The organism is Tenacibaculum sp. Mcav3-52 (assembly GCF_022347665.1).
Lineage (GTDB): Bacteria > Bacteroidota > Bacteroidia > Flavobacteriales > Flavobacteriaceae > Polaribacter > Polaribacter mesophilus.
Window position 1 is genome coordinate 429,943 of the sequence record NZ_JAKRGE010000002.1, and the last position, 22,869, is coordinate 452,811.

The 22,869-nt window shown below is 32.6% G+C and carries 19 protein-coding genes and 1 pseudogene; 7 read left to right on the plus strand and 13 right to left on the minus strand.

Annotated elements, in window-relative coordinates:
- Nucleotides 1-208: 208 nt before the first annotated feature.
- Complete coding sequence (locus tag MHM83_RS07965) at nt 209-1,078, minus strand: DUF5694 domain-containing protein (RefSeq protein ID WP_239179128.1); 870 nt, start codon at nt 1,076-1,078, stop codon at nt 209-211.
- Between the two features lie 206 nt (nt 1,079-1,284).
- On the opposite strand from MHM83_RS07965, the gene MHM83_RS07970 reads away from it, so the two are divergent.
- The gene (locus MHM83_RS07970) at nt 1,285-2,313 is read left to right on the plus strand and encodes a sensor histidine kinase (RefSeq protein WP_239179129.1); all 1,029 of its coding nucleotides are present in this window, start codon (nt 1,285-1,287) and stop codon (nt 2,311-2,313) included.
- A complete protein-coding gene (locus tag MHM83_RS07975) occupies nt 2,310-3,029 on the plus strand; it encodes a LytR/AlgR family response regulator transcription factor (protein ID WP_239179131.1) in 720 nt (239 codons plus the stop codon). The genes MHM83_RS07970 and MHM83_RS07975 overlap by 4 nt, the downstream gene beginning before the upstream one ends.
- A gap of 1 nt (nt 3,030) precedes the next feature.
- On the opposite strand, the gene MHM83_RS07980 is transcribed toward MHM83_RS07975, so the two are convergent.
- The 4 genes from MHM83_RS07980 to MHM83_RS07995 all read right to left on the minus strand — a co-directional run bounded on the left by MHM83_RS07980 (nt 3,031) and on the right by MHM83_RS07995 (nt 6,572).
- Nucleotides 3,031-3,738, minus strand: coding sequence for a DUF4197 domain-containing protein (locus MHM83_RS07980; RefSeq protein WP_159613567.1), 708 nt, complete (start codon nt 3,736-3,738; stop codon nt 3,031-3,033).
- A gap of 53 nt (nt 3,739-3,791) precedes the next feature.
- Nucleotides 3,792-3,956, minus strand: coding sequence for a DUF5522 domain-containing protein (locus tag MHM83_RS07985; protein WP_159432107.1), 165 nt, complete (start codon nt 3,954-3,956; stop codon nt 3,792-3,794).
- An 82-nt stretch (nt 3,957-4,038) separates the two neighbouring features.
- Nucleotides 4,039-4,566 (minus strand): DUF4136 domain-containing protein, encoded by a 528-nt coding sequence (locus MHM83_RS07990; RefSeq protein WP_159613565.1) that lies wholly within the window; start codon nt 4,564-4,566, stop codon nt 4,039-4,041.
- A gap of 11 nt (nt 4,567-4,577) precedes the next feature.
- Nucleotides 4,578-6,572 carry a urocanate hydratase gene (locus MHM83_RS07995; protein ID WP_239179133.1) on the minus strand — a complete coding sequence of 665 codons (1,995 nt, stop codon included), beginning with the start codon at nt 6,570-6,572 and terminating at the stop codon, nt 4,578-4,580.
- A 297-nt stretch (nt 6,573-6,869) separates the two neighbouring features.
- On the opposite strand from MHM83_RS07995, the gene MHM83_RS08000 reads away from it, so the two are divergent.
- The 5 genes from MHM83_RS08000 to MHM83_RS08020 all read left to right on the plus strand — a co-directional run bounded on the left by MHM83_RS08000 (nt 6,870) and on the right by MHM83_RS08020 (nt 13,067).
- On the plus strand, nt 6,870-7,193 hold the full coding sequence (locus tag MHM83_RS08000; protein ID WP_047788453.1) for a hypothetical protein: 324 nt from the start codon (nt 6,870-6,872) through the stop codon (nt 7,191-7,193).
- Between the two features lie 70 nt (nt 7,194-7,263).
- Nucleotides 7,264-10,704, plus strand: coding sequence for a methylmalonyl-CoA mutase family protein (locus MHM83_RS08005; RefSeq protein WP_239179135.1), 3,441 nt, complete (start codon nt 7,264-7,266; stop codon nt 10,702-10,704).
- Nucleotides 10,705-10,911: 207 nt separating this feature from the next.
- Entirely contained in the window at nt 10,912-11,838 is a 927-nt protein-coding gene (locus MHM83_RS08010) for a M43 family zinc metalloprotease (RefSeq protein ID WP_239179137.1), read from the plus strand.
- A 142-nt stretch (nt 11,839-11,980) separates the two neighbouring features.
- A complete protein-coding gene (locus tag MHM83_RS08015; RefSeq protein ID WP_159613551.1) occupies nt 11,981-12,463 on the plus strand; it encodes an RNA polymerase sigma factor in 483 nt (160 codons plus the stop codon).
- Complete coding sequence (locus tag MHM83_RS08020) at nt 12,447-13,067, plus strand: hypothetical protein (RefSeq protein WP_239179141.1); 621 nt, start codon at nt 12,447-12,449, stop codon at nt 13,065-13,067. Before MHM83_RS08015 ends, MHM83_RS08020 begins: the two co-directional genes overlap by 17 nt.
- A 38-nt stretch (nt 13,068-13,105) precedes the next feature.
- Here the strand turns inward: MHM83_RS08020 and MHM83_RS08025 are convergent, their stop codons facing one another.
- From MHM83_RS08025 to trpC, 8 genes and pseudogenes are all read right to left on the minus strand, one after another.
- Complete coding sequence (locus tag MHM83_RS08025; RefSeq protein WP_239179143.1) at nt 13,106-13,822, minus strand: hypothetical protein; 717 nt, start codon at nt 13,820-13,822, stop codon at nt 13,106-13,108.
- Nucleotides 13,823-13,828: 6 nt separating this feature from the next.
- Nucleotides 13,829-14,110: pseudogene (locus MHM83_RS16250) on the minus strand (helix-turn-helix domain-containing protein); the annotation flags it as partial.
- Between the two features lie 18 nt (nt 14,111-14,128).
- Entirely contained in the window at nt 14,129-15,934 is a 1,806-nt protein-coding gene (recQ, locus tag MHM83_RS08030; protein ID WP_370641921.1) for a DNA helicase RecQ, read from the minus strand.
- Between the two features lie 68 nt (nt 15,935-16,002).
- Nucleotides 16,003-19,170, minus strand: a complete 3,168-nt coding sequence (locus tag MHM83_RS08035; protein WP_239179146.1) for a S41 family peptidase — start codon at nt 19,168-19,170, stop codon at nt 16,003-16,005.
- Nucleotides 19,171-19,236: 66 nt separating this feature from the next.
- The gene (gene trpA, locus MHM83_RS08040) at nt 19,237-20,007 is read right to left on the minus strand and encodes a tryptophan synthase subunit alpha (RefSeq protein ID WP_167713271.1); all 771 of its coding nucleotides are present in this window, start codon (nt 20,005-20,007) and stop codon (nt 19,237-19,239) included.
- Between the two features lie 128 nt (nt 20,008-20,135).
- Nucleotides 20,136-21,311, minus strand: coding sequence for a tryptophan synthase subunit beta (gene trpB / locus MHM83_RS08045; protein ID WP_239179148.1), 1,176 nt, complete (start codon nt 21,309-21,311; stop codon nt 20,136-20,138).
- Nucleotides 21,312-21,321: 10 nt separating this feature from the next.
- A complete protein-coding gene (locus MHM83_RS08050) occupies nt 21,322-21,930 on the minus strand; it encodes a phosphoribosylanthranilate isomerase (RefSeq protein ID WP_231128379.1) in 609 nt (202 codons plus the stop codon).
- Nucleotides 21,931-22,066: 136 nt separating this feature from the next.
- On the minus strand, nt 22,067-22,855 hold the full coding sequence (trpC, locus tag MHM83_RS08055; protein ID WP_047788469.1) for an indole-3-glycerol phosphate synthase TrpC: 789 nt from the start codon (nt 22,853-22,855) through the stop codon (nt 22,067-22,069).
- Nucleotides 22,856-22,869 lie beyond the last annotated feature (14 nt).

A 22,869-nucleotide genomic window follows, 5' to 3' on the forward strand; every position in this document is an offset into this window, starting at 1 on the left:
GGATTATAAATATACATAATTATTTGATTTACAAAAACATAAAAACCCACAAATAATAAAAAAGGGGAAAACCCTCTTTTATTATAATTAACAATCCTTATTCTGTAATTTATAAATCATATTTCTACTCTTAAAATCTTCAAAAAATATCATATACCTTCCAAAAATTATTTTTTATCTAAACTATCTCTATAAAACTTCTTCTATTTTATAGTAAACTACTGAATTCTACAAAGTCATATTCTGGGGAATATTCTATCACATGCCTTAATACAGACGCATGTCCATTACCTATAACTACTAAAATCCTATCTTCTTTTGTATGGTCTATCTTCTGAATATTTCTAAAAATTCGAAGATTACGGTTATACCACCAAATAGATAAAAAATCTGCACCTCTATTATTATCCAATTTAAAATCTCCAACCAAATAAGCACCGTAGTTATTTTTGTGCCCCTCAATAGAATTCATGTGTTTAAAATATTCTAGTAAATTCACTTTAGAAGGAATTTTAGCGTCCTCATCAAATGATTTTTGAACCATTTTACTATAAGGATCATCTGATTTAAAGTCATAATCTTTCGATAACTCTTTCATGAACTCAGGGTTTAATTTAGACAAATCATTACTTAATGTATTTGCATCTATAGAGTAAATAGTATCTAAATTAAAATCATTTGCTATACGCATCCCTAACTGATAATCTTCACCTCTTTCGTTTCTGTGCTCCCCTTTTTTATATTCTTTATATCTTTTATTCATATTCCAACTTGGTTTTGCTTCAATAGCTACTTTAGTTGGTTTAAACTTTTTGATATATTCTACTAATTCTGTTACTTCTGATTTTTTTGGTTCCCTTAGCACATCTATCTTATCATTTTCTTTTGTTTTAGTATAATCTAACCCTGGATAAGAAAAATGAAAGGTTCCAACCACCAACACTTTGGTTTTACTACTTGGATAATAAGATGCATAAGGCTTCAAAATTGTCTGGTCTTTATCTAATAGTTTTTTTTCTTTATTTTGACAAGAAAATTGTAACAATACCCCAAATAACAATACTAAATATTTTTTCATTCTTTTGTTTTTAAAATTCTACACAAGAATACATCGTTAATTCAGCCTATTAGTTTTTATTACACCAACTCCGATTTCTTTTACACAAGTAGTTTCTTTTAACAAAAAACTCATGTTAGTTTTACAAAAACATGCTTTTGTAATAACAAAACATTGATTTGTCCTATTTTTAATCTCTTAAAGAATATTCCACTTATTTTTGAATAATGAAGTTTTCAAAAGAATTAAAATACAACTTACTCATTATAGCCCTACTAATTTTATTAGATTTTGGTTGGAATTTTTTTACCTCATCTAACAGGTTACCTATAAATTACTCCCTCCTTTTTACACTAACATTTAGTATTAGTTTTTTTACGGTATATTTTCTTAACTACTACTATTTACTCCCTAGACTTTTTAATACGAAAAAGTATATACTATTTGGAGCTTCGGTTATTTTTATGGTTTTTGTTTTTGCAGGAATTCGTTTTTTACTAGAAGAAATTCTATCTCCCATATTATTCAATATTAATAATTACAACATTAACAATCAAAGTATAGTTTTTACTTATTTTTTCGATAGCTTCATTTTCAGCTTTAAAGCTTCTTTATATAGTACTCTGGTATATTTATTTTTTAGATATAGAGAAAACAAAAACAAACTTCATTTATTAGAAATAAAACATCAACAAGCACAATTAACCACTTTAAAATCTCAAATAAGCCCACATTTTTTATTTAATGTACTTAATGGTTTTTACATAGAATTATATGATGAACAACCAGAAACTGCTAACGACATTTTAAAACTCTCACATCTACTACGTTATGTTACTTATGAAACATCTGAAAATTTTGTTTTGTTAGAAAATGAAATACAGTTTCTTAATGACTATCTACACTTCTTTAAACGTAGATATGAAAGTAATCTTTATGTTAGTTTAACTATTCACGGAAATCCTAAAAGCCATAAAATACCATCGTTAATTTTAATCAATTTTATTGAAAATGTTTGTAAGCATGGAGTTATAAACAACCCGAATAAACCTGCCAATATAAACATAACTATTGATGATATTAGCTTGGTAGTTACCACTGAAAACCACACAAACACTTCTGAAAAATATATGGAAACTGGTATTGGAACCGAAAACATTCGAAAAAGATTAGAAGTTCTATATAATGACAATTTTTTACTAACTTTTCAGCAAAGTAATAATATTTTTAACGCATACCTACAATTTCCATTATGAGCAAACAACTAATTTGTATTATCATTGATGATGAACCGCCAGCTATTCGCTTGTTAGAAAAGTATGTAGATAAAGTTCCTTTTCTTTCAGTAAACAGTACTTACACAAATCCGTTAGAAGCCTTAATAGAAATAGAAAAAGGGACTATTGATCTAGTTTTTTTAGACATACAAATGCCTGAAATTACGGGCATACAATTATCTAAAATTATTAGCCGTAAAACTAATATTATTTTTACGACCGCTTATCCTCAATTTGCCCTAGAAAGCTACGATATTGCTGCTATTGATTATTTACTAAAGCCTTTTGATTTTGATCGCTTCTACAAAGCTGTTTTAAAAGTTCATAAAAAAATTACCAAGTCAAACCAAAAAATAAACCAGAATACTGAAAATGATTATTTCTTTCTAAAAACAGATGGAAAAAACAAGTTTTCAAAAGTTTTTTTAGATGATATTCTATTTATTGAAGGCTTAAAAAACTACGTTTCAGTTTACTTAAAAAATGAGCGAATTATTACTTACAGCACCTTAAAAAGCCTAGTAAGCAGTTTACCTGAAGATAATTTTATCCAAACACACAGGTCATACATTATTTCAATTAAGGCTATTGATAAAATTGAAAACGATTCATTATGGATACAAAAAAAAGAACTTCCTATTGGTAACACCTACAGAAAGTCCTTTTTTGAAAAAATTGCTAGTAAGCAGTTATAATTTATCTATTATCCTGTAACGCAAATACCTGACGTAATAATGCTGTATTACGTAATCCTACTTTATTACGTATACCTTTTTCTTCAACCGCAATCATAGTAAACACACCATCTAACGCTTCAGTTGTTACATAGTCTGTTAAGTCTGGATTCACTTTTTTAACAAACGGAATACTATTGTATTTCGTGATTAAGTTTGACCAAATTTTATCAGCTCCTACTTTCGAAAATGAGTTTTTAATAACTGGATTAAACTCAGCATATAACGCAGAAGTTGTTTTTCCTTCTAAATAAGAAGTTGCAGCATTATCTGCTCCTAATAATATATTCTTTGCATCATTAAATGTAATTTCTTTAACAGCATTTACAAAAATTGGAGTTGCTGTTTTTACAGCATCCTCAGCAGTTCTATTAATTGCTTTTAATCCTTCATCAGCTAAATTACCTAAACCTATCTTTCTCAAACCCTTGTCTACTGCTTGTAATTCCTCTGGTAATAAAATTTTTACCAAGTCATTTTTATAAAAACCATCTTTTGAAGTTAATTTAGTTACTTGATGCTGAATTCCGTTATCTAAAGCTTGACGCAAACCATTACCAATCTGTTCTTGTGTTAACACCCCTCCTTGTGGTAATTGATTTACTACTTTTTGTAATTCTGCACATCCCATAAAAGTAAGTGCAATAAAGAATACTGTAATTTTTTTCATGTCTACTTGTTTGATTTTATCTATTAGAAACAATAAACTAATTATTGTCACATTTATTTGAAACTATCGGTATTTTTATCATATCCATACGGACAGTGTTTACAACCACTTTTACAACAATATCCTCGTCGTAAATGATACGCTTCTTTAAAAACCCTATACCCTTGCTCATTAGTATAATACTCATCAGGAGTGGGTTTTAATATCTTATTTCTCATACTACAAATATCATAAAAAAATACGTTAAACAGACTTTATAGCTCTGCTTAACGTATTTGTATATCTTAAAAAATTTAAATCTTACTTTTTAGCGTTAGGTGGATACTCCGCCATAATCTCAGCCACAAATTCTTTAATACGAGCTTCCTTTCTTTCTACACTACTTGTACTCAAAGCTCCCGTTCCTATCCCTTGCCATACTAACTCTTTTTTGTCAGCATCTAACAAATCAATAAACAACGTACCTTCGGTATATTGAGAAACAGTTACTGGACTTGGTCCATAATACCATGGATAGTAAAATCCTCCATAGAAATTATCATTCACATTAATACGTTCACGAGACTTAGTAAACAAACTCACTAAAACATCTGGTGTAGCTGACTTTGTCATCCCTTTCGCCGTCAACTCTGCTTCAATAGCACGCATAATACGTTTTTTATCTAAATCAGAGATCGGAGCTTTGTCTATTCCTGTTTTATAAAATGCAAATGTTTTATACTGATTAAAATCAGTTTGAGTATCATAATCCGTTACTACTCTTACTGAACTACATGAAGTAATTAGTAAGGCTACAATTGGTAAAAAAAGTAATTTCAAATTTTTCATTTTCTTAGGGTTTACATGTTTTCTAATAACGCATCGTCCACTAAGTTTGGAAGTGTAACTTTCAGCTTCTTTTCAACTTCCATTGCACGTTTAATAGCAAAAACAGCTTCGTCATTTCGTGCCCAACTACGTCTTGCAATTCCGTTATTCACATCCCAGAAAAGCATTGATTTTAAGCGCCTTGATGCATCTTTAGAACCATCAAGAAGCATGCCAAATCCTCCATTAATCACTTCTCCCCAGCCTACTCCACCTCCATTGTGGATAGAAACCCAAGTAGCTCCTCTAAAACTATCTCCAATTACATTATGAATTGCCATATCTGCTGTAAAGCGTGAACCATCATAAATATTAGAAGTTTCACGGTAAGGTGAATCGGTTCCTGAAACATCGTGGTGATCACGACCTAAAACTACTGGACCAATTTTTCCTTTCTTAATTGCTTTGTTAAACGCTTCTGCTATTTTCATACGTCCTTCAGCATCTGCGTATAAAATACGTGCTTGCGAACCTACTACTAATTTATTTTCTTGTGCTCCTTTTATCCACTGAATGTTATCTGCCATTTGTTGTTGGATTTCTTCTGGAGATTTTTTCATAATTTTCTCCAATACCTTACAAGCAATCGCATCCGTTTTGGCTAAATCTTCTGGTTTTCCTGAAGTACATACCCAACGGAAAGGACCAAAACCATAATCAAAACACATAGGCCCCATAATATCTTGTACATAACTAGGGTACTTGAACTCTCTTCCCAACGTCGGATTTGGATTCATTACATCCGCACCTGCTCTACTTGCTTCTAATAAAAAGGCATTCCCGTAATCAAAGAAATAAGTTCCTTTTTCTGTATGCTTATTAATCGCTTTTGCGTGACGACGTAACGTTTCTTGCACCTTTTCTTTAAACAACTCAGGATTATTCGCCATCATCTCATTTGATTCTTCAAACGACATATCTACAGGATAATATCCTCCTGCCCATGGATTGTGCAACGATGTTTGATCTGAACCTAAATCGATATACACATCTTCTTCAGCAAACTTCTCCCAAACATCAACCACATTTCCTAAGTAAGCCAACGAAACAACTTCTTTATTTTCTTTTGCTTTACGAACACGTGCTACTAATTCATCTAAATCGGTGATTTTTTCATCAATCCAACCTTGATCTAAACGAACCTGAGTTATTTTTGGATTTACCTCAGCACAAACTGTAATACAACCTGCAATGTTTCCAGCTTTTGGTTGCGCACCACTCATTCCTCCTAAACCAGCAGTAACAAATAAATTACCTTTTGGTGATTTTCCTATCTTTCTAAATCCGTTTAACACAGTAATTGTTGTTCCATGCACAATTCCTTGCGGACCAATATACATGTAACTTCCTGCAGTCATTTGCCCATATTGAGTTACACCTAAAGCATTAAACTTTTCCCAATCATCTGGTTTAGAATAATTAGGAATCATCATTCCGTTCGTCACCACTACCCTTGGCGCATCTTTATGTGATGGGAATAATCCCATTGGGTGTCCTGAATACATTACCAAAGTTTGTTTATTGGTCATTTCAGATAAGTACTTCATGGTTAATAAATACTGTGCCCAATTAGAAAATACTGCTCCATTACCACCATAAGTAATTAATTCGTGAGGATGCTGTGCTACTGCATAATCCAAATTATTTTGAATCATTACCATAATCGCTTTTGCTTGCTCTGATTTCCCTGGATACTCTTCAATAGGACGCGCGTACATCTTATAATCAGGACGGAAACGATACATATAAATTCGTCCGTACCTCTCTAATTCTTCAGCAAATTCTGGTAATAAAGCTGAATGATGTTTTTTATCAAAATAACGCAATGCATTACGTAAAGCCAACTTCTTCTCTTCATCAGTTAAAATTTCTTTACGTTTTGGTGCATGATTTATGGTGGTGTCATACTCCTTTTTTGGAGGTAATGTAGTAGGTATTCCTTGTTTTATTTGTTCTTTAAAAGTCATTTTATACGGTTTATAGTTTCCAATTAAAAAATGAAAACTTATTAATTTTAAATCTGTTTATAATCGTAAAAATGAAGAAACTATGGATAACGGATATCTGCTCTGTGATACTGAGCTTCAATCCTCTTTTTATATTTTAGAGTTAAAAAATCCATTTCTTTGAAGTTTGCACAAATATAAGTCTATACAGTTAAAAACAGCATCTTTAAAAAGTATAAATTTTTCTTCTTCTTGTATTTTTACTCTTGTCCTAACAATAAATTGTACCTTTGGTAAGTTTATTGCATGAACAAGTTTATGATATTTATTTCAAAACATATAATACCAAAAGGATTTTCTGGAATGACATTATACCCTTTTATATTCTTAAAAAGAGAAGATTTAAAAGGTGATCCTGTTTTAATAAATCATGAAAAAATACACTTAAAACAGCAATTAGAGTTACTAATTGTCTTCTTTTATCTTTTCTATTTTTTAGAATGGCTTATTAAGCTATTAATTTATCGAAAAACATCATTAGCTTATAAAAACCTAAGTTTTGAACGAGAGGCCTATCAAAATGAACATAATTTAGAATATATCTCTACTCGAAAGAGATGGGCATTCCTTTCTTATTTATAATTGTTAAAACATCCGTCTATTTTTTAAGATTTCCGTAAATTGCGTACCCGAAAATTAAGACAATTTACGAATGGAACAAATAACTCCCTATAAACCTAAACACAAAGTACGAATTGTAACTGCGGCTTCTTTATTTGATGGACACGACGCTGCCATTAATATTATGCGCCGAATTATTCAATCTACTGGGGTTGAAGTAATTCACTTAGGACATGATAGAAGCGTTGAAGAAGTAGTAAACTGTGCTATTCAAGAAGACGCAAATGCAATTGCTATGACTTCGTACCAAGGTGGACACAACGAGTACTTTAAGTACATGTACGATTTATTGCAAGAAAAAGGAGCTGGACATATTAAAATATTCGGAGGTGGTGGCGGAGTAATTCTACCAGAGGAAATCAAAGAATTGATGGACTATGGAATTACTCGTATTTACTCTCCTGATGATGGTCGTGAATTGGGATTACAAGGAATGATTAATGATTTAGTTCAACAATCAGACTTTGCCATTGGAGATGCATTAAATGGAGAAGTAGATAAATTAGCCGATAAAGAAGTTGGCAGTATTGCTCGTGTAATTTCTGCTGCGGAGAACTTCCCCGAAGTTGCTAAAGAAGCTTTAGAAACCATTCATAAAAAAAATAAAAACTCCAAAACTCCAGTATTAGGTATCACGGGTACGGGTGGTGCTGGTAAATCGAGTTTAGTTGACGAATTAGTTCGTCGTTTCTTAATTGATTTTCCAAACAAAACTATCGGATTAATTTCTGTTGATCCATCAAAAAGAAAAACAGGTGGAGCTTTGCTAGGAGACCGTATTCGTATGAATGCTATCAACAATGAACGTGTATATATGCGTTCATTAGCTACACGTCAATCTAACTTAGCCTTATCTAAATACGTAAACGAAGCGGTAGAAGTTTTAAAAGCTGCCGAATTTGACTTAATCATTTTAGAGACTTCTGGTATTGGACAATCAGATACAGAGATTATCGAACATTCTGATACTTCTTTGTATGTAATGACTCCTGAATTTGGTGCTGCAACACAGTTAGAAAAAATCGACATGCTTGATTTTGCTGATTTAGTAGCCATCAATAAATTTGATAAAAGAGGAGCTTTAGATGCTTTACGAGATGTAAAAAAACAATACATGCGTAACAACAATTTATGGGATGTTCACATGGATGATATGCCTGTATTTGGAACAATTGCATCTCAATTCAATGATCCGGGAATGAATTCGTTGTACAAAGCGATTATGGATAAATTGGTTGAAAAGGCGGGAGCTGATTTACAGTCTACTTTTGAAATTACGAAAGAAATGTCAGAAAAGATATTTGTAATTCCACCTAGTAGAACACGTTATTTATCTGAAATTTCAGAAAACAACCGCGCTTACGACAAAAAAGTTGATGAGCAAGAAAAAGTAGCTCAGAAATTATATGGAATCTATCAAACCATCTTATCTGTCATTCCGAACGAAGTAATGGAATCTTTCCTTACCAAAAACGGAATTGACCAAGATGAAATTCAGAAACAAGTTCAGGAGGAAGAGCAACCATTTATAAAATTATTATTTGCTCAATTCGATAAAGTAAAACTAAATCTTGACCCACATAACTGGGAGATCATTTTAAACTGGCAAGAAAAAGTAAAAAAATACAAAGATCCTATTTACTCGTTTAAAGTACGTGATAAGGAAATTAAAATAGAAACGCATACAGAGTCACTTTCGCACACACAAATTCCGAAAGTAGCGTTACCAAAATACCAAGCTTGGGGAGATTTATTACGTTGGAATTTACAAGAAAATGTTCCAGGAGAATTCCCATATGCATCAGGATTATATCCATTTAAACGTACTGGGGAAGATCCAACACGTATGTTTGCTGGTGAAGGTGGACCTGAACGTACCAACCGTCGTTTCCATTATGTAAGTTTAGGTATGCCTGCAAAGCGTTTATCTACAGCATTTGACTCAGTTACGTTATATGGAAACGATCCAGGACACAGACCTGATATTTACGGTAAAATTGGAAATGCAGGAGTATCTATTTGTTGTTTAGACGATGCTAAAAAATTATACTCTGGTTTCGATTTAAGTCATGCTATGACTTCGGTTTCTATGACCATTAATGGTCCTGCTCCTATGTTATTAGGATTCTTTATGAATGCAGCTATTGATCAGAACTGTGAGAAATACATCAAAGAGCATAAACTAGAGAAAAAGGTTGAAACAAAACTTAAAGAATTATATGACGATAAAGGTATAGAACGTCCTAAATATAATGGAGAACTTCCTGAAGGTAATAACGGATTAGGATTACTACTTTTAGGCGTTACAGGTGATCAAATTTTACCTGCGGATGTATACGCTGAAATTAAAGCAAACACTTTAGCACAAGTACGTGGTACGGTTCAAGCAGATATTTTAAAAGAAGACCAAGCACAGAATACTTGTATTTTCTCTACGGAATTTGCATTACGTTTAATGGGTGATGTACAAGAATATTTTATTGAGAAAAATGTTCGTAATTTCTACTCAGTATCTATCTCAGGGTATCATATTGCAGAAGCTGGTGCGAATCCAATTACACAGTTAGCCTTAACCTTAGCGAATGGATTCACTTACGTAGAATACTACTTATCAAGAGGAATGGATATCAATAAGTTTGGACCAAACTTATCATTCTTCTTCTCTAATGGTATTGATCCTGAATATGCCGTGATTGGTCGTGTGGCACGTAAAATATGGGCAAAAGCTTTAAAACATAAATACGGAGCGAACCCTAGAGCTCAAATGCTAAAATATCATATTCAAACTTCTGGACGTTCATTACACGCTCAAGAAATTGATTTTAATGATATTCGTACAACACTACAAGCGTTATATGCGATTTACGACAACTGTAACTCGTTACATACAAATGCTTATGATGAGGCAATTACAACGCCTACAGAAGAATCTGTACGTCGTGCGATGGCAATTCAGTTAATCATCAATAAAGAATTAGGATTGGCTAAAAACGAAAATCCAATTCAAGGTTCATTTATTATTGAAGAATTGACCGATTTAGTAGAGGAAGCTGTGTTAACTGAGTTTGACAGAATTACGGAACGTGGTGGTGTATTAGGTGCTATGGAAACAATGTACCAACGTTCTAAAATTCAAGAAGAGAGCTTATACTACGAAACCTTAAAACACACAGGTGAGTTCCCAATTATTGGGGTAAACACCTTCTTAAGTTCTAAAGGTTCTCCAACGGTTACTCCACAAGAGGTGATTCGTGCTACCGAAGAGGAAAAACAATTCCAAATCAAAACCAAAGAGAGTCTTAATGAGGCTAACAAAGAAAAAGTAGCTCAAGAATTAGCTATCATTCAAGAAGCAGCCATTCAAAATGAGAATATTTTTGAAAAATTAATGGATGCTACTAAAGTTTGTTCGTTAGGTCAGATTACTTCTGCTTTATTTGAAGTTGGTGGTCAATACAGACGAAACATGTAAAAGGCAATGCCTTTAAATAAATATTTAAAGCCTCACTTAAATTTAAGTGAGGCTTTTTATACTTTTAAATACCTTCTTTATTAAAGAGTTTCTATTCCTTAAACTTTTGTTTTAAAATAATAAAATGTTAAATAAAAAAATTACACGCAACCTTTCACTTTCTATAGCGTCTAGTCAATAATAATTTGATACAACTCCATTAATTCTATGAAAAAAACCTTTTTAATAACTACTCTTTTCTCTTTACTATTTGCTTGCAGTAACGAAACTAAAATTGATTTACCAGAAAATCCAGAACCTCCTTTAGATAACTTAGAAGTCTACACCTTACCCGTAGTCGTACACATAATACATGGCGGAGAAAGTATAGGCGAAGGCTTTAACCTAGCTACCGAACGTATTAAAGAACAAATTCAATCTTTAAATCACGACTTTAGAAGAGTAGCAGGCACTTTAGGAGAAAACAATTCCCCGCTTAGTAGTGACTCTTTTATTCAATTTAAACTTGCAGAAATAGACCCTAACGGAAACCCAACTAACGGAATTAACCATATTAATTATTACGACAACACTCCTGTAAGAGGTGATAAAGACAGATTTGATTGGCTTCCTGAGTTTGAATATTGGAACCCTAATAAATATATCAACATTTGGGTATATGGCGGGTATGCCCCTAATACATTTGCTGGCGCAGCTTCTTTTCCTACCACTAACTTACCTGGAATAGAAGATGAGTTAAAAACCATAGGTGATGGTATTCTAATTAACGTTCATCACTTTGGAAAATCCGATGTTTCTGGAGGTCTCAATCTTGGTAAAACATTAACCCACGAAATGGGACATTTCTTAGGTTTATTACATATTTGGGGAGCTGCTCTTGAAGGAAAACCTTGTTCTGACCATGACGATTTTATTGAAGACACACCACCTGTAAGTAGTTCTATTGATGGTTGTGATGGGACAATTCCTAAAGCCTGTGACGGACAACCTGCTCCTGTAAACAACTATATGAATCTTACTGATGATAGATGTATGAATGTATTTACCAAAGGACAAATTAAACGAATGAGATATGTACTTGAACATGCAGAAAGAAGAAAAACACTAATTACTTCTGATGTGATTAGCAGATAACCCATAAAAATAGTATTTTCTATTACCTCATTGTCAAAATCCATCCTTACAATTAATTTTGTAAGGTTTTTTATTTTCAAAAAAAATGAAACTTTCTTGTAATAATTTTACTTTTCAGAATACCTATCAAGAAAACCAAATTTTGAGTAACGATTTTTATATAACATCCATTTTACCACATGCTGGTATTATTATTAAAATATGTAGAGCTTATACGGACTCTCAAGAAGATTTTGAAGACTTTTATCAAGAGGCTTGTTTACAAATATGGAAAAGTAGAGATGCTTTTCAGAATAAGTCAAAATGGTCTACTTGGATTTACAGAATTACGCTAAATGTTTGTTTAACCTTAGCGAAGAGAAATGCTAAAAAAGAATATTCTTTAGAGAAAACTCCCAATTTATCTGAGGATAATAAAGCTTTTCAAAACGAAGATTTAAACTTGTTATACGATGCCATTAAAAAATTATCTGAAGTCGACAGAGCGATAATTTTACTGCATTTAGAAGAAAATCCTTACAAAGAAATTGCTGCGATTATTGGAACTAGCGCTAACAATATTGCAGTACGTATTAACAGAATTAAAAAACAATTAAAAATAGTATTAGATGGAAAAATCAATTGAAAAAAGATGGAATGAAGCTTTTATAAATGAACAATCATTAATAGCTCCAAAAATCAACGATATATACAACCAGAAATCTAAATCGGTCATTAATAAAATCCAAAGAACCTATGAATTTGACAATAAAGGATTACTTCCTATGGCAGGAATTGTAGTTATTGGTGGGATTCTTTTATCTGAAACTATTATTGGGGCATACGGTGCTTTTTTAATCTTAAGTTTATACTTTTTTAATACGAGGTTATTAAAAAGATTTAAGACGATTGATGTTAAATCTGACAACTTAACATATTTAAAAAATTATAGAAGTGTAATTAACTCGGTATCTAAAGCCACAAAAAAGTTATTTGTTTTTGCAATTCCACTAGCTATTGTATCAATTTTTGCTCTGGCTTACGGTGTGAAAGAGAAAAGTTTTTTATCTAACTATATTTCCAGCGACTCTTCATTCTTACATATTATAGGAGTTGGACTCATCGTAGCAATTGTGACTGGAGTTATTGGTTTCGTAGTGTATAATATCTCAACTAGAATTTTATATCATAGTCTTATATCAAAACTAGACGATATTATTAAAGAAATGGAAGAATTAAAAACTTCTTAATTAATCATAAACCAGAATTGTTCTTTTATAATTCTGGTTTATTTTTTTGTTCTGGTTCGTTTACGAAGTTTAAAAATCCGATCATCGTAATAGGCTTTTAGTTCGTCAACAAATGACATCGGATTTTTATAAGTTGTTAAAACTTTGTAAGTATAACTATCTAACAAATCCGTTAATTGTTTTTCTAAACGTTCTACCTGATTTATTAAATACGTAGTATTGCTAGTTACTTTCTTAACTATTGTTATATCTTTATTAAAATTCAACGCTGTATTACCTCCAAAAATATGTGCATGAAAAGCCTCTAACTCTTCCAAGCTTCCGTTTTGATATATTTCAATCAGCTTTGTTGTTGTTTCTAATGCTTTTTGTTGCTCATTTTCTTGCATCGAAAATTTATCAGGATGCACATACAACATTGCTTCTTTATACAACCTCTTCTTCTCTTTTTGATTGACTTTCTCTACTTCTTCTTTTTTCGAAACAGATACAATACCTGTAGGTTCTTTGTAATTTTTACCTTTTCGCTTTTGTGCTAACCTTTTTTCCTTTTTAGCTTTCTTTTGTGCTTTATATAAGATGGTTAGCTCTCGTTCTTCTATTAACAAATCAGCAATTGAATTTCGTAACGATTGTTCAAAAGGAAGCAGCTTGGTTTTAATTGCTTCAATCTTACCTTTTAACGCTTTGATTTTCTCTTCTAAGTTTAAAATAGCGTCTGAATTAGCATCAATAGGAAAATGGTTCTCGTTCATAATACACTATCCTTTCCTTTGTAAAATGGTCAATCCTACTCGTATTTTTTCATACGGAACTTTCTCTCCTAAAAACTCAAAATAAGGTTTTAAAGCTGTCTCATTTTTCAATACTTTTTTTGCATTAGCTACCAAAGCTAAAGTATCTGCCTCTATAAACTCATCCAAACTCACATCTTTTCCTTCTAGGTATAACTTAGATAAATGAGAAAAAATAGTGGTAGGTTTTAACCCTCGGCTCTCTGCTATTTCTTCAACCGTAAATCCTTCTTTATATAACTTAAACGTTTCTAAAGTGGTATCTTTTTAAGTTTTCTTCTTTTCGTTTAAAAAAGTTTTGATTTCTTCCATAAACTCAGCTCCATACACTTCTAATTTTCGCTGTCCCACTCCACTTATTGCTAGAAATTCTTCGTCAGATTGTGGTCTTTCATTCTCTATTTCTTTAAGTGTAGCATCATTAAAAACTAAATATGCTGCAATATCTTCTTCTTGGGCAATACGATAACGCAGTTTTCTCAAACGCTCAAATAACGTGTCTTTAACTGCTTTTTTCTTTTTCTCTTTTGTTACCGTTTTTACTTCCTTTGTAAACGCTACTGGAGTTGTTAATTGTACTTTTTCTCCTTCAAAAAGCACTTTATTCGAAAACTCGGTAAGCTGTAAACTGTTGTTTAAATGAAAAGCTATTTGACAATATCCTTGATTAGTTAACTGAATTAAATAATGTTGCCAATCTCTCCAAGAAATATCGTTACCAACACCATAAGTTTTTAGCTTATCATAGTTTCTATCTAAAACCGTGGCATTTTTTGCTCCTCTTAACACATCAATCACCGTTCCCATAGCTTCTTTTCCTTGCAATCGATAAATAGCTGAGAGTCCTTTTTGCGCAATAACAGTTCCATCAAAAAATTGGGGTGGATTCTTACACACATCGCAATTTCCACAGTTTTCTTCAATCAGTTCTCCAAAATAACTGAGTAATATTTTTCTTCGGCAAACGGTGGCTTCAGCAAATTGCTTCATACGTTCTAATTTTGCCTCTTGAACTTCCTTATTTCCGGTATTCTCTATAAACTGACGTAGTTGAATAACATCTGCATAACTATGAAATAATAAAGCCTTTGCAGGTAATCCATCACGACCAGAACGTCCAATTTCTTGATAATAGCCTTCAATGTTTTTAGGCATGTTATAGTGTATTACCCAACGAACGTTCGATTTGTCAATTCCCATTCCAAATGCAATAGTCGCGCAAATTACTTCACAATCATCTTTAATAAAAGCCTCTTGAGTTTTAGCTCTTTCTTCAAAAGATAATCCTGCGTGATATGCCTTTGCATCAATATTGTTTTGTTGCAGTTTACTAGCTAATTGTTCTGTAGCCTTTCTACTTAAACAATAAATAATTCCCGCTTCATTAGGCCTTCTTTGAATAAACTTAATAATTTGTTGTACTCTATCATTTGCAGGACGCACTTCTAAAGCAATATTTTCTCTGTTAAAAGAACTTATAAATTGTGTAGCATTAGGTATTGTTAGTTGTTCTAAAATATCTTGTTGCGTTGCTTTGTCAGCCGTAGCCGTTAACGCTACAATAGGAACATCTGGTAACGATTTTTTCAAAAATGCTAGTTGTTTATAAGAAGGACGAAAATCGTGCCCCCATGCAGAAATACAGTGCGCCTCATCAACCGCTATGCAACTTATATAAGATTGGTTCAATACATTTTGAAGCAATGATAAACTTTCAGGAGCAACATATAATAGTTTTATACTTTTTGAAGCTATCGCATCAAATACTTGTTGCTGCTCTTCAGTTGATTGACTACTGTTAAAAAAAGTTGCAGAAATTCCGTTTGCTTTTAAGCTATCTACTTGATCTTTCATCAAAGCAATTAATGGAGAAATCACCAACGTAACGCCTTCAAAAAACAAGGCTGGTAATTGATAACAAATAGATTTTCCTCCACCTGTTGGCATAATAACCAAGGTATCTTTTTTTGCTACTATATTTTCAATAATAGCTTGTTGCTCTAAACGAAAACTATCGTATCCAAAATTTACCTTTAATTTTTCTAACAATTCTTGTTCTGTAATCTGCATCATTTGGCAAAAATAGGAATAAAAAAAGCGCAGAGTTTAAACTCTACGCTTGATCTTATTTTTAGTTCTTACTACTTAATATCTTGTAACAGCACCTCCACTGCTTTTTTTAACTGAGCATCTTCTCCTCTATCCTTCCATCCTGGTGCATTTTTCACTAAGTAATCTGGTACTGCCGGTGCTTCGTTCTCCATGTTCTCTCCTGTTTTCTTTACAAACCATGCTCTAAAAGGCATACGAATCATTCCGTTAGCTAATCGTTTACCTCCTGTAGATACAACAGCTCCAAAAGTTGGCTGACCAACTAACTTCCCTAACCCTAAGCTCTTGAAGGCATGTGAGAAAATTTCAGCATTTGAATAACTATTTTCATTACATAATGCTACCACTGGTTTTGTGTTTACCGATAAAATAGCACGCTCATTAAACGGATAGTTATCTGCAAATTTTTGATGATTTTTTAAACTCTTTGCTGCTCCTCTTGGAATTGTATATGCATGTTGATCTACATTTAACACTGCCATTAATCTATCAGTAGTCCATCCACCACCATTGTAACGAACATCAATTACGATTCCTTTTTTACCATAACCACTTGCTTTTAGTTCACGTTCAAAACGCTCGAAACTTGGCATGTTCATTCCTTGAATATGAATATACCCTAACTGACCGTTAGAATATTCATCTACCAATTTCTTTCTAGAGTTTACCCATTCCTCATATTGTAAACTTCTTAACGACCTTTCTGGGCGTAATACTACCTCTTTACCGTTACCTAAACTCAACAAAATCTCCTTAGTTTGAGTATTCTTTAGTAAACTATAAAAATTCGTATTCTTTTTAATTTCTTGTCCGTTAACAGCAGTAATAATATCCCCCACTTTTAACTTACTCGTTGATTTATCTGCTACTGAATTTGGTAACACATAAGAAACCTTTACACCTTTTTTAGTGTTCTCTACTTCTAAACCTAATACTCCAACTTTATCACTTGTACTTCTTGGCGCACTTCCACGGTATCCCATATGACTAGCATTCAACTGTCCTAACAACAAATTAAACATATAGGTATAATCTTCGTGTGTGGTTGCTGACAATACCCAAGGCTTGTACTTCTTTACTAAAGCATTCCAATTGTACCCGTGAAATTCTGGATCGTAAAAACCAGCTGTTAATGCACGAATTCCTTCTTCAAAAACTTGTTGATATACTTTCTCTCTATTGGTAGTATAAGTTGCACTGTGTGGTAACTTCGTTACTTTATCTGATTTTGTATTTAATTCAGCTAATTTTCCTCTTGAAGTAAAATAAATTTTCCCTTTGTTTTCAGTGAAGTTTCGTGCGTTAGTAACTCCTTTTACTAATTTTGGTTTGCTACCGTCCCATTTAACTTTATATGTACTTCTTTTTTCTGTAGCAGGGTTGGTTGCTGAAAAATAAATGAAATCACTATCTGCACTAAACACAGGACTATACTCATCATCTTGTAAAGAAGTAACCTGTACTAAACGGTCGTAAATTTTATCTTCATCTATTTTTACAACTACCTTTTTCTTCTTTTTTTTGCCTTTTTTTGCGTCTTTATCTTTAGAAGGCTCTTCTTTCTTCTCAGGATAATAAGCTCCTTCTTCGTGATCTAGTTTTGACTTTTCCCAATCTGATTTTTCCAACCAAACCATCCAAACATCGTAATTGATTCCGCTTCTGTTTGATAAAAATGCTAACTTTTTTCCGTCAGCACTCCAAACTGGATTACGGTCACTTCTAGGATGCATAGACACATTCATTTTAGTAGAAGGATTCTCTACAGATTGAATAAAAATTTCGCTATCAAAATTTAAGTCTTCTTGAGAATAGGCTATGTATTTACTATCTGGACTCCATGAAACTCCTTCAGCAGCTGCCCAAGAATTAGAGTATTCTTTAGCATTTGTTATTTTTCCTTTTTTAATATCAGCAATCATTAAAATTCCTCTTCCTACCTGATAAGCTATCTTCTTTCCATCAGGAGAAACTAAGGAATATTCAATATCTTCTTTGCTATTTGTTAGTTTAGAAACTTTTGTTTTTAAACTACGGTGCAACCCCACCAAAGTATCTGTAGAAACTGCACTGTACAATTGATAAACTCCGTCTCTATCTGAAGAAAAAACAACTGTTTTATCGTCTAACCACTGTGGATTAATATCTCTATACGGATGCTTACTCACATTGTTTGAGCGCTTCTTTTCTTTATTATTCTCCTTTACAAAGATTTCTCCATTAATTTCTAGTGCTACGTTTTTTCCGTTAGGTGAAACTGCATAATTACCAATGTCTCCTGAAACTGTTTTAGTTTCTTCTTCTTCAAAACGATTATCTGAAACAATATCTAAGTTAATTTTTTGAGTTTTTCCATTTTCTAACTTGAAAGTATCTGCTCCACTAGTATATACAATCGTTCCATTATTACTTACTGAAAACGTTTGTACACCGTCTTTTGTTTGATTTGTTAATTGAGTAGCTGTACCATTGGCGGTTCCATTTGCAGAAATTGCTTGTTTATAAATATTATAACGTCCACTTTTTGCTCCGATATAATATAAATTCCCCGCTGCATCCCAAACAGGAGAGTGATCATTCTTGTTGCTCGTCGTTATTTGATGATACTCACTTGTTCCAGTATTATAAACCCAAATATCACGCTGCGCAGAACCTGAATAATCTTCACGTGCAATACGACATGCCCCTTTGGTAAAAGCGATTAATTTTCCGTTAGGAGATACCGAGGCCATTTCACCATAAGCAGTTAATAATCGACGAGGTGTTTCTCCCTTTTCATTAACTACATACATTTGTTTATCCCACTCTGGACCTCTTAACACACGACCAGTCGTAAAAACAATATCTCCTTCTTTTGTCCAATCTGTAGGAATATTGGCTGTAGGGTAGTATGTTAACTGTTTAGGAACTCCTCCTTTTATAGAAGTTACAAATACATTATCATTTCCTTTTCTATTGGATGAAAATGCAATTTCAGTTCCATCTGTGCTCCAAACAGGGTTACTTTCGTAACCTTTATGAATGGTCAATCTTTTTGTTTGCTGATTGTTAAAGTTATATAGCCAAATATCGCCATAATAACTAAATGCCATTTGAGAAGCATCAGGGCTTATCATAGGCTTACGAATTAACGTATGCTGTGCAAATAAAAGATTACTTGCTAATAAGGCCACCCCTAAGAATATCTTTTTAGTCATGTTATTTGATTTTAAATCACCAAATTACTTTATTATGACTAAAATTCTCTTAAAATTAGGAATATATTAACAGTTCTTAACAGTTCTCACAAAATTACTTATCTCTTCAATCCCATTTTTTTCTAATTCTTTAATAAAAGCTGAACCTATAATAGCTCCATTCATGTACTCGCAAGCTGTAGTAAAAGTTTTGTTATCTGAAATACCAAAACCAACAATTAACTTACTTTGCAAATTCATCGCTTGAATTCTTTTAAAGTAATTTATTTGTGCTGATGAAACTTCACCTTTGGCTCCCGTAATAGATGCCGAAGCAACTACATAAATAAAAGCATTTGTTAAAGAGTCTATCTTACGAATGCGTTCTTCAGACGTATGTGGTGTAATTAAAAATACATTTGTAATTCCGTATTTTTCAAACAACTGTTGATAATGGTTCTCGTATTCAACCATAGGTAAGTCGGGAATAATTACAGTATCTATTCCGCAATCTCTTACTTCTTTACAGAACCTATCTTCCCCGTATTTAATAATCTGATTCAAGTATCCCATCACTACTAATGGCGTTTTATTCGTTTCTTTTATAGAAGACAACTGTTCAAAAACCACGTCGAGATTCATACCGTTTCTCAACGCTACATCACTACTATGCTGAATAGTTGGTCCATCTGCAAGTGGGTCAGAATATGGTAAACCTACTTCTATAAAATCTACTCCACTATTACTTAACTTAGCAATAACTTTTGTAGTATCTTCTAGTTTTGGAAAACCTGCGGTAAAAAAAATTGATAATAAATTGTTTTCCTTTTTATTGAATATATGTTGAATTGAGTTCATTTTCTATGGTTTTGTCAGTTCGAGTGATTTTCGACTTTAGGAGAAAATCGTATCGAGAACTTATTACATCTCGATACAAATTTATTCGTTCCTCTCAAATTCACTCGATGTGACATTCTTTTTAACTATTAGCTTAAATGTTTTATATACGTTTCTAAATCTTTATCACCTCTACCTGATAAATTCACCACAATCACCTGATCTTTTTGTAAATACATTTTTGGTAATACTGCTAATGCGTGTGCACTTTCTAATGCCGGAATAATTCCTTCTATTTTTGTTAGTTCGTAAGCAGCATCTAGTGCTTCTTTATCCGTAGCATTCATAAATGTTGCTCGTTTTGTTTCATGTAAATAAGCATGTAACGGTCCCACTCCTGGATAATCTAATCCTGCAGAAATAGAATATGGTTCTACAATTTGTCCGTATTCATCTTGCATTAAAATGGTTTTACTCCCATGAATAACTCCTACTTCTCCTAATTGTGACGTTGCTGCACTTTCTCCAGAACTCACTCCTAATCCTGCCGCTTCAACTGCGATTAGTTCTACTTCTTTATCTTCTAAATAATGATAAAAAGCACCTGCTGCATTACTTCCTCCACCTACACAAGCTATAATAATATCAGGATTTTCTTTCCCTGTTTGTTCTTTCAATTGCACTTTCATTTCTTCTGAAATCACTGCTTGCAATCGCGCTACCATATCTGGATACGGATGCGGACCTACCACAGAGCCTATTAAATAATAGGTATCTGGGTGTTGAATCCAATAACGGATGGCTTCATTCGTAGCATCTTTCAAGGTTTTGCTTCCACTAGTTGCTGGTATTACTTTAGCCCCCAACATTTTCATACGGGCTACATTCGGCGCTTGACGTTGAATATCAGTTTCTCCCATGAAAACAACGCATTCTAATCCCATTAAGGCACATACTGTAGCTGTAGCCACTCCATGTTGCCCTGCACCTGTTTCTGCTAAAATTTTAGTTTTTCCTAAATGTTTTGCGATTAGAATTTGACCAATGGTATTGTTTACTTTATGCGCCCCTGTATGATTTAAATCTTCTCTTTTTAAATAAATAGTTGCTCCATACTTTTCTGATAACCTTTTTGCTAAATACAGAGGACTTGGACGACCAACATAGTGTTTTAATAAATCTTTATATTCCTCTTGAAATTCTTCAGATTCTATAATTTTTATATAATTATCTTCTAATTCTTTTACGTTTGGGTATAACAATTCTGGTATAAATGCTCCTCCAAATTGTCCGTAATATCCGTTATTGTCTGGTTGAAATTTCATATAATTTGTTTTAGCTGTTAGCCGTTAGCTTTTTAAACTTTTTTATTTTTTCTACTGATTTTATTCCTGGCTTGATTTCAAACTTGCTATTCACATCAATGGCAAAGCAGTATTGTGATTCTTTTCTTTTAAGAAAGGATTGTAATTCTCCTACTTCTTCTAAGCCTATTCCTCCGCTTAAAAAGTAAGGTTTGGTTGAGTTATAGTTTTGTAAAATTTGCCAATTAAATGTTACTCCGTTTCCTCCGCGCTCTTTACCTTTGGTATCAAACAAAAAATAATCTATTACCTCTTCATAAGGTTTTAATATCTCAAAATTAAATTTGTCTTTGATTCCAAACACCTTAATAATTTCTAGTTTTGGTAAATGTTCCTTTAATTTTTGAATATATTCAACAGGTTCATCTCCATGCAACTGAACCGAATCCAGCTGATATTCTTCAACTAAAGAAACTACAATCTCCAAATACTCATTTACAAAAACACCTACTTTTTTGATTCCTTTAGGTAGTTTCGGAATGATGCCTTCAAAATTTCTTGATGATTTTTCATAGAAAATAAACCCTAAATAATCAGGTTGTAATTCAGCTACTTGCTGAATATTTTCTATAAACTTCATTCCACAAACTTTTAGTTTCATATTATTTATATTTCGTCACTTCGAGTAATTTTCGACTTTGTGAGAAAATTGTATCGAGAAGTACTTGTTCTCGATACTAATTTATTCGTTCCTCATAAATTCACTCGAACTGACATTATCTAATTTGATCGATAAACTCTTGACATGCTTGACCTGGATTTTCTGTTTTCATAAAGTTTTCCCCTATTAAAAAACCATGAAAACCATGTTCTTTTAATCCTGTTATAATCCTTGGATCTGAAATTCCACTTTCTGAAACTTTTACAACTGTATCTGGAATTTGACTTGCTAAATTTATTGAATGTTCTAAATCAACTTCAAACGTCTTTAAGTTTCTGTTGTTAATTCCTATAATTTTATTATCCAGATCTCCAATTTTATCTAAATCTTCTTGGGTATGGATTTCATATAAGACTTCTAATCCTAAATCTGTTGCTAACTGACCGTAATTCTTCAATTGTTCAGCTGTCAAACAAGTAGCTATTAACAACACCACATCAGCACCAATTGCTTTAGCTTCTACTATTTGAAACCCATCAACAATAAAATCTTTTCTTAAAATGGGTTTTTGTTGATTAATTACTCGTGCTTCCATCAAATCTGCCATGGTACCTCCAAAAAAAGAAGTATCGGTTAAGATTGATTGTGCTGCTACATTAGCATCTAAATATCCATTCGTTACTTCAGTAATCGTTGCTTTGTCATTGATAATTCCTTTAGAAGGCGATTGACGTTTAAACTCTGCTATAATTCCTGTTGAATAAGGCTCCAACAATGATTTTTTCAAAGAAATTGGTTGTCTTTTAAAATTCGGACTTTCAACCAGCTTTTTAACAGCAACTTCAGCTTTTATTTTTGCTACTTCCTGTTTTTTAAAGGCTATTATTTTATCTAGTATAGTCATTTCAATTATAAATT

Coding starts and splice junctions, on each gene's coding strand:
- MHM83_RS07965 (WP_239179128.1), bottom strand. CDS start 1,078: ATGAAAAAATATTTAGTATTGTTATTTGGGGTATTGTTACAATTTTCT.
- MHM83_RS07970 (WP_239179129.1), top strand. CDS start 1,285: ATGAAGTTTTCAAAAGAATTAAAATACAACTTACTCATTATAGCCCTA.
- MHM83_RS07975 (WP_239179131.1), top strand. CDS start 2,310: ATGAGCAAACAACTAATTTGTATTATCATTGATGATGAACCGCCAGCT.
- MHM83_RS07980 (WP_159613567.1), bottom strand. CDS start 3,738: ATGAAAAAAATTACAGTATTCTTTATTGCACTTACTTTTATGGGATGT.
- MHM83_RS07985 (WP_159432107.1), bottom strand. CDS start 3,956: ATGAGAAATAAGATATTAAAACCCACTCCTGATGAGTATTATACTAAT.
- MHM83_RS07990 (WP_159613565.1), bottom strand. CDS start 4,566: ATGAAAAATTTGAAATTACTTTTTTTACCAATTGTAGCCTTACTAATT.
- MHM83_RS07995 (WP_239179133.1), bottom strand. CDS start 6,572: ATGACTTTTAAAGAACAAATAAAACAAGGAATACCTACTACATTACCT.
- MHM83_RS08000 (WP_047788453.1), top strand. CDS start 6,870: ATGATATTTATTTCAAAACATATAATACCAAAAGGATTTTCTGGAATG.
- MHM83_RS08005 (WP_239179135.1), top strand. CDS start 7,264: ATGGAACAAATAACTCCCTATAAACCTAAACACAAAGTACGAATTGTA.
- MHM83_RS08010 (WP_239179137.1), top strand. CDS start 10,912: ATGAAAAAAACCTTTTTAATAACTACTCTTTTCTCTTTACTATTTGCT.
- MHM83_RS08020 (WP_239179141.1), top strand. CDS start 12,447: ATGGAAAAATCAATTGAAAAAAGATGGAATGAAGCTTTTATAAATGAA.
- MHM83_RS08025 (WP_239179143.1), bottom strand. CDS start 13,822: ATGAACGAGAACCATTTTCCTATTGATGCTAATTCAGACGCTATTTTA.
- recQ (WP_370641921.1), bottom strand. CDS start 15,934: ATGATGCAGATTACAGAACAAGAATTGTTAGAAAAATTAAAGGTAAAT.
- MHM83_RS08035 (WP_239179146.1), bottom strand. CDS start 19,170: ATGACTAAAAAGATATTCTTAGGGGTGGCCTTATTAGCAAGTAATCTT.
- trpA (WP_167713271.1), bottom strand. CDS start 20,007: ATGAACTCAATTCAACATATATTCAATAAAAAGGAAAACAATTTATTA.
- trpB (WP_239179148.1), bottom strand. CDS start 21,311: ATGAAATTTCAACCAGACAATAACGGATATTACGGACAATTTGGAGGA.
- MHM83_RS08050 (WP_231128379.1), bottom strand. CDS start 21,930: ATGAAGTTTATAGAAAATATTCAGCAAGTAGCTGAATTACAACCTGAT.
- trpC (WP_047788469.1), bottom strand. CDS start 22,855: ATGACTATACTAGATAAAATAATAGCCTTTAAAAAACAGGAAGTAGCA.